We start from the raw sequence: 7,102 nt of genomic DNA on the forward strand, positions 1-7,102 counted from the left end.
TCGGCGCTATGACCTCAAGGCCATGATCCCGCGGTTTCTCACGGTAGCCGCCCGAACACCGCCGATGCCATACCGGTTCCTGAAGATGGCTGAGCCTTATGCGTAATCAGGAAAAGCAAAGCCCTGCGACCTAGACTTTGGTCGGAAGAAAAAATAGATTCCGCAGTTTCAAGAGGTTGAGGGACTACTCGGCAGCCCGCTCGGTGATATAGCGCGCCGCCACCTCATCGGTGACCAGCCCCTTGAGCCAGCCGCCGCGCAGCGCGGCGAGGATCGCTGGCGCCTTGTCGATGCCCGCGCCCAGGGCCACCAGCGACTGCCCGACCAGGGTCTCCAGCGGCAGGCTGGTGACGCGACGGGTGATGGTGCAGTCGATGACCCGCCCGCGCTCGTCCAGCGGCCAGCCCAGCAACTCACCCACCGCCTCCCTGCCGAGCAGCTCATCGAGCTCCATCTCGGTGATGAAGTGATCCTGGAAGAGGGTCGCCTGGCGGTCGATCTTGCCGATGCCGATAAAGCCCGCCTCCGCGTCGCGGGCCACCTCGCTGATCGCCTGGAAGAGACGCTGCTCCTGCATGGCCTGCTTCTCATCCACCGAACTTGCCACCACCGGTGCCGGCAGCAGGAAGCGCTCACCGCCAGTCTTGTCGGCCAGCACCATGACGCCGTCATAGCGGTTGGAGGAGCCGTCGCGGGCCACGTTGCCGACCAGCGAGACGAAGCGGTGCTGGGGGCGCTCCACCCGGCTGAGCGCTTCCACGGTGGCACGCACGGCACGTCCAGTACCCAACGCCAGGGTCAGCGGCTCGCTGCGCTCCACCAAGCGCGCGATGCGCTCGGCGCCGGCCACCGCCAGGTAGTGCGCGGCACCGTCCGAGGCCCCAGGCTCCGCAGGCACCACATCGCAAAAGTCGAGGCCAAAGCGCTCACGGATGGCACTGCCCATGGCCATGCAGGCGGCAATGGGATGATCGATATGCACCTTGATCAGCCCCTCCTGGCGGGCCAGCGCCAGCAGACGCTGCACGCCCGGACGCGATACGCCCAGCTGCTGGGCGATCTCGTCCTGGGTCATGCCTCCCACGAAAGACATCCAGGCGGCCCGCGCCGCCTGGTCCAGCTTGACTTCGAACTTGTCCACGGCTCGTTACCCCTAGGCCCTTGCGCCTGTTCTGCGCCATCATACAAAGTTGTCCAACATCCACAACGCCAAGGAGACTTTCCATGCCCATCGCCATGATCACCGGTGCCACCTCAGGCTTCGGCCGCGCCGCGGCCTATCGCTTCGCCGCCGCTGGTTGGTCGCTGGTCCTCACCGGCCGCCGCAGCGAACGCCTGGAGGCGCTCGAGCAGGAGCTCGGCGACAGGGTCCGGGTGCTAACCCTCACCCTGGACGTGCGAGATGCCGAGGCGGTGGCCCGCGCGGTCGAGGCACTGCCCGCCGAGTTTCGCGAAGTCACCTGCCTGGTCAACAATGCCGGCCTGGCACTGGCACCCAAGCCGGCCCAGGAGGTCGACCTCGCCGACTGGCACACCATGATCGACACCAACGTCACCGGGCTGGTCAACGTCACCCATGCCATGCTGCCGCGGCTGATCGCCACCGGCGCCGGGGCGAGCATCATCAACCTCGGCTCGGTGGCCGGCAGCTGGCCCTACCCCGGCGGCCACGTCTACGGCGCCACCAAGGCCTTCGTCGAACAGTTCGGCTACAACCTGCGCTGCGACCTGAAGGGCACCGGGGTCAGGGTCACCGACATTTCGCCGGGCATGGCCGAGACCGAGTTCACCCTGGTGCGCACCGAGGGCGACCAGGCCGCCTCGGATGCCCTCTACCGCGGCACCACGCCGCTGCAGGCCGAGGACATCGCCGAGCAGATCTTCCACGTGGCGACGCTGCCCGACCACATCAACATCAACCGGCTGGAGGTGATGCCGACGCGCCAGACCTGGTCGCCCTTCACCATCGATCGGGATTGAGGGGGGGGGTTAGGCACTGCCAAAGTAGCGCTCGCGATCCTCGGCGGTGATGTCACTGACATGCAGCGGGAAGGCGGCATCCTGCCGGTCGTCGTAGAAGTGGCGCAGGGTGCGCTCGATGGTGGGAAAGGCGAGCGCGTCCCAGGGGATCTCGTGCTCCTCGAACAGCGCGACCTCGAGGCTCTCGGGCCCCGCCTCGAAGCCGCCGGCGAGGTCGGCGAGGAAGATCATGTAGACCTGGTCGATGTGCGGCAGGTTGATCAGGGTATAGAGCCCGTGGATCTCGACCTCGGCACAGGCCTCCTCGCGGGTCTCGCGGGCGGCGGCCTCCAGGGTGGTCTCGGCGTTCTCCATGAAGCCCGCCGGCAGGGTCCAGAAGCCCTTGCGCGGGGGAATGGCGCGGCGGCACAGCAGCACCCGGCTGCCGCTCACCGGCAGGGTGCCGGCGACGATGCGCGGGTTCTGGTAGTGGATAGTGCCGCACTGATCGCAGAAGTAGCGCGGCCGGTCATCCCCGTCGGGAATCGCGAAGCGCACGGGTTGGCCACAGTGACTGCAGAAGTTCATGGCGCTCCCTGGCAGGCTGGCGGGTGGCTTCACGGCCACCCGGTCAGGGCTTGACGCCGCTCATGGCGGCCGAGTAGAAGGAATCAAACCCGATGGAAACCCCATGTTAGAGAACCTTCGCGAACGCCTGCAAGCGCACCGCCCACGCCGGGTCGGCCTGCGCCTGCCCGAGGCCGCGGTGCTGCTGCCCATCGTCGACCGCCCCGAGCCGACCCTGCTGTTCACCCGCCGCGCCGACCACCTCAACACCCACAGCGGCCAGGTCGCCTTCCCCGGCGGCAAGCGCGAACCGCAGGACGCCGACCTGCTGGCCACCGCGCTGCGCGAGTCCCGGGAGGAGATCGCCCTGCCGCCGGAGCGCGTGGAACTGCTCGGTCGGCTCTCGGACGTGGTCTCGCTGCACGGCCTGCGCGTCACCCCCTGGGTGGGGCTGATTCCGCCCGACCTGCCGCTCGTCCCCGACCCCAGCGAGCTCGACGCCATCTTCGAGGTGCCGCTGTCGCACTTCCTGGAGGACCAGCGCACCCACACCGACGTGATCCGGGTCGACGGCCGCGACTACTACGTGCCCAGCTACCGTACCGATGGCCACGTGATCTGGGGGCTCTCGGCGATGATGCTGGTGGAACTGCTCGCCGAGGGCTTCGCCATGCCGATCAGCCTCTTCGAGCGCCCGCCGGGCGAGCTGCTCTTCCGCCCCGAGCGCCGGGTCTCCAGTCCATGACGACGACCACGCTCCCCTCGGCCACCGCCCTGCCCCGCGAACGACTGGCCGAACTGGTCGACGCCCTGGTGGCCCAGGGCTGGTACGTCGGCGAGGCCTTCATCCCCGCCGAGCTGTGCGCCGAGCTCTACCAGGAAGTGGCCGCCATGGCCGACCACCAGGCCCTGGAAGCCGCCGGCATCGGGCGCGGCCCGGCACACGCCCTGCGCCGGGACATCCGCGGCGATGCCATCCGCTGGCTGGACCGCGAGAGCCGGGCCCGGCGCCACTACCTGGAGGCCATGGGCGAGCTGCAGCAGGAGCTCAACCGGGCGCTGTTCCTGGGGCTCTTCGAGTACGAGGCCCACTTCGCCCACTATCCGCCCGGCGCCTTCTACCGCAAGCACCTGGACAGCTTCCGTGGCCGGGCCAACCGGGTGGTCTCCACGGTGGGCTACCTCAACCCCGACTGGCCCGCCGACGCCGGCGGCGAGATAGTGATCTTCGACGCCATTGATCCCGAGCGTGAAGTGTCCCGGGTACGCCCCGAGGCCGGCACCTTCGCCTGCTTCCTCTCCGACAGCGTGCCCCACGAAGTGCTGCCCACCCGCCTGCCCCGGGCCAGCATCGCCGGCTGGTTCCGGCGCAATGCCTCGCTGGGCGGCCTGGTGGACCCCGCGCACTGATGGCGGACGAGGCAGCGATGGACGAGACACAGCGACTGCAGGCACGCGTCGCCGAGCTGGAAGCGCGCAATGCGGCCCTCGAGGCCGAGAAGGCCCACTACCGCTGGCTCGCCGACAGCACCACCGACCTGATCTCCCGCCACGCCCGGGACGGCACCTTCCTCTACGCCTCCCAAGCGGCCCGGGACCTGCTCGGCTATGCCCCCGAAGAACTGATCGGCGTCTGCGCCTACGACCTCTTCCACCCTGCGGACCTCAGCGACCTGCTCAACAAGTCACCGCGGGTCTACTACCACGACGGCTTCTACCAGCAGACCTACCGCTTCCGCGCCAGGGATGGGCACTATGTCTGGTTCGAGACCACCAGCCGCACGCGCCGCGACCCGGCCAGCGGCGAGCTGATCGATATCCTCTGTGTCTCCCGGGACGTGAGTCGGCGCATCCGCCTCGAGGCCCACCGCGAGCGTCTGGCCCGGGTCGTGGAGTCGACCACCGACTATGTGCTGTTCGTCGACGGCCACGAGCGCATCTTCTATTCCAACGAGGCCGCTCGCCGGCTGCTCTCGCGGCCGTCACGACGCTTCCGGGAAGACAGCGAGGCGCCCCTCGATCAGGCCTACACGCCGGATGCCCTGGCGATACTGCGCGAGGTCGTGCTGCCCGCCGTGGCGCGCTACGGCTCCTGGAGCGGCGAGCTCGAGATGCGCGGCCCGAACGGGCCCGTGCCGGTGCTCAGTGTGGTGATGGCCCACTCGGCGCCCGGCGCCGAGCCCGACCACCTTTCGCTGCTCAATCGCGACATCGGCCTGCGCAAGGCCGCCGAGGCCCAGGAGCGCCGCCATCAGGAACAGATCGCCCACGCCAACCGTCTGGCCACCACCGGCGAGCTCGCCTCCAACATTGCCCACGAGCTTAACCAGCCACTGGGGGCCATCGCCAACTACACCAGCGGGGCCCTGATGCAGCTCGCCGCCGACCCGCGCCGTTCCGCCGACGCGCTACGCCTGCCCCTCACGCGCATCAACACGCAGGTCCAGCGCCTGGCCGAGCGGCTGCGCCACATCCGGACCTTCGTGCGCAAGGGGCAGACGCGCCCCCGGCTAGTGACGCTGCACGAGGTCATCGACGCCGCCTGCCGGCTCTGCGAGTGGCAGTACCAGCAGACCGGCGTGGCACTGGAGCACGACCTCCAGGACTGCCTGCCCCGGGTCCTGGCCGACCCGCTGGCCCTGGAGCAGGTGCTGGTCAACCTGCTGCTCAACGCCCTGGAGGCGAGCCGCGGCCGACCCGAGGCCGACCGGGTGACGATCCGCGCCCGGCGCACGGGCCCGCGGGAGGTCGTCCTCACGGTCAGTGACCGTGGCCCCGGGGTGCCGGCGGAGGCTCGCGAGCGGGTCTTCGCCCCCTTCCACACCAGCCGTCCCGAGGGGCTGGGGATGGGCCTGGCCATCAGCCATTCGCTGATGGAGGCCATGGGCGGTGACCTGCGACTGCTGCCCGTCGACGGCGACGGCGACGGCGACGGCGGGGCCAGCTTTGCCGCCACCCTGCTGGCGGAACCCGGGCTGGCCGCACCTGGCTACCGCACGCGATGAGGCGGCCGTGATCACGCGCATCGACCATTGAGCTCGACGCCCCGCCTCGGTCATGATGGATAGAGGGAAAGCACTCAAGGACGAACGAGCCACGGCATACCGCTGGAGGAGCCATATGCAACCGCTGAGCTACTACTACTACAACGTGCTGGAAGGCCTCGAGAAGCCGAGCGATGTGCCGACGTCCCACCTGCAGGAGGGCTACGACATCCTGTATCGGCATGGCGGGCGCATCGAGATCGACCTGATGCACAGGGCCGAGGATGGCAATGCTCAGGGCGAGCCCTTCCACTGGTACGAGGAGCTCGATGACGAACAGCGGGCGAAACTGCACAAGGCCCTGGATGGCGGTGACCCGGCGAAGATCCTCAAGATCTTGCAGCGCAACGGCTATGCCGGCGTGCTCTACCACCATGCCTGGGAACACTTCCGGGAGGCGGACTCGGCGTGATCACCGCCAGTATCAATGAATGCCCGGGTGCCGCCACCCGATAGCGATGCAGGGCCCGCGAGTGTTCGCGGGCCCTGCTCCTGTCTGACCGGCAGACCTTATTGACCCATGCCGACAAGCCAGGCCACGTCAACGAACGTGGAGTCGACGACGGTTCCGAGGGCGCCCCCTTTGCCGCTACACTGCGGGCAGGCTCCACCCTGGCCACCCCACTTCGACCCTACCCCGAGGCGCCCGTGAGCGAGCCCCCCTCCTCCAGCATTGCCATCGTCGACGACGACCAGGCCCTGCGCGACTCGCTGGCCTGGCTGCTTGACTCCGTGGGCATTGCCAGCGGCACCTTCGCCGATGGCGAGGCCTTCCTGTCCGCCGACCCCGAGGGCTTCGATGCCCTGCTGCTGGACGTGCGCATGCCAGGCCTCTCGGGCCTGCAGGTGCAGCAGCGGCTCAACGACCTCGAGCACGCCCCCCCGGTGATCTTCATGACCGGCCACGGCGATGTGCCCATGGCGGTCGCGGCGCTGAAGGCCGGCGCCTTCGACTTCATCGAGAAGCCCTTCAACCCCCAGCAGCTGATCGACACCGTCCAGCAGGCCCTCGCCGAGCATCGGCGTCGCCGGGAGGCTTGGCGTCGCCTGGCCGGGCTGCAGGCACGCTACGCGGCCCTGCGCCCTAAGGAGCAGCGCATCCTGATCCACGTGGCCGAGGGGATGACCAGCCGGCAGATCGCCGAACAGCTGGGGATCAGCGCCAAGACGGTGGAGGTCTACCGGCTGCGTGCCATGAAGGCCCTGGGGGCCGCCAACCTCGCCGAGCTGGTGAGGCTCTGCGTGGCGCTGGGACTGGTGGAGACGCTGCCCGACGAGGCCTCCCCTGGCTGATCGGCTGCCCGCTCCCGGGCGCCTGGCAGTACCCTCCTAATACTACAGCCGTAACTGAATGCGCTATAATTCATGTGACTGATATGGAAGCGATCATAGGGTGAAGGATGCAAGAGCTGGATCTCTCCGTCTCAGCATTAATGGATGACTTGGCAGCGCGATTAGGCCCGCTCTTCCCACGTTCTGAGACGCGCGATCGTGCCCTACGCTACATTCAGGGGCTGCTCAGTCAGTGTGAA

General features: G+C 68.5%; 8 protein-coding genes and 1 pseudogene. 7 read left to right on the plus strand and 2 right to left on the minus strand.

Going from position 1 to position 7,102, the window contains the following annotated elements; all coding sequences use genetic code 11:
* Window positions 1-106 (plus strand): annotated as a pseudogene (locus tag OP498_RS17930) (IS1595 family transposase); the annotation flags it as partial.
* A gap of 78 nt (window positions 107-184) precedes the next feature.
* On the opposite strand, the gene OP498_RS17935 reads toward OP498_RS17930, so the two are convergent.
* On the minus strand, window positions 185-1,141 hold the full coding sequence (locus OP498_RS17935; RefSeq protein ID WP_280549663.1) for a sugar-binding transcriptional regulator: 957 nt from the start codon (window positions 1,139-1,141) through the stop codon (window positions 185-187).
* Between the two features lie 83 nt (window positions 1,142-1,224).
* On the opposite strand from OP498_RS17935, the gene OP498_RS17940 reads away from it, so the two are divergent.
* A complete protein-coding gene (locus OP498_RS17940) occupies window positions 1,225-1,980 on the plus strand; it encodes an SDR family NAD(P)-dependent oxidoreductase (protein WP_280549662.1) in 756 nt (251 codons plus the stop codon).
* Window positions 1,981-1,989: 9 nt separating this feature from the next.
* Here OP498_RS17940 and OP498_RS17945 read toward each other — a convergent pair whose 3' ends face one another.
* Window positions 1,990-2,547: an NUDIX hydrolase gene (locus OP498_RS17945; RefSeq protein ID WP_280554711.1), complete on the minus strand. Its 558-nt coding sequence runs from the start codon at window positions 2,545-2,547 to the stop codon at window positions 1,990-1,992.
* Between the two features lie 103 nt (window positions 2,548-2,650).
* Between OP498_RS17945 and OP498_RS17950 the strand changes: the two genes are divergently transcribed.
* The 5 genes from OP498_RS17950 to OP498_RS17970 all read left to right on the plus strand — a co-directional run bounded on the left by OP498_RS17950 (window position 2,651) and on the right by OP498_RS17970 (window position 6,863).
* Complete coding sequence (locus OP498_RS17950) at window positions 2,651-3,271, plus strand: CoA pyrophosphatase (protein WP_280554712.1); 621 nt, start codon at window positions 2,651-2,653, stop codon at window positions 3,269-3,271.
* Complete coding sequence (locus tag OP498_RS17955) at window positions 3,268-3,936, plus strand: 2OG-Fe(II) oxygenase (protein ID WP_280554714.1); 669 nt, start codon at window positions 3,268-3,270, stop codon at window positions 3,934-3,936. Before OP498_RS17950 ends, OP498_RS17955 begins: the two co-directional genes overlap by 4 nt.
* Window positions 3,937-3,953: 17 nt before the next feature.
* Window positions 3,954-5,531 (plus strand): ATP-binding protein, encoded by a 1,578-nt coding sequence (locus tag OP498_RS17960; RefSeq protein WP_280554715.1) that lies wholly within the window; start codon window positions 3,954-3,956, stop codon window positions 5,529-5,531.
* A gap of 115 nt (window positions 5,532-5,646) precedes the next feature.
* Window positions 5,647-5,982 carry a hypothetical protein gene (locus OP498_RS17965; protein WP_280549655.1) on the plus strand — a complete coding sequence of 112 codons (336 nt, stop codon included), beginning with the start codon at window positions 5,647-5,649 and terminating at the stop codon, window positions 5,980-5,982.
* 236 nt (window positions 5,983-6,218) lie between these two features.
* Entirely contained in the window at window positions 6,219-6,863 is a 645-nt protein-coding gene (locus OP498_RS17970) for a response regulator (protein WP_280554716.1), read from the plus strand.
* Window positions 6,864-7,102 lie beyond the last annotated feature (239 nt).

This window comes from Halomonas sp. 25-S5 (assembly GCF_029889845.1).
GTDB lineage: Bacteria > Pseudomonadota > Gammaproteobacteria > Pseudomonadales > Halomonadaceae > Halomonas.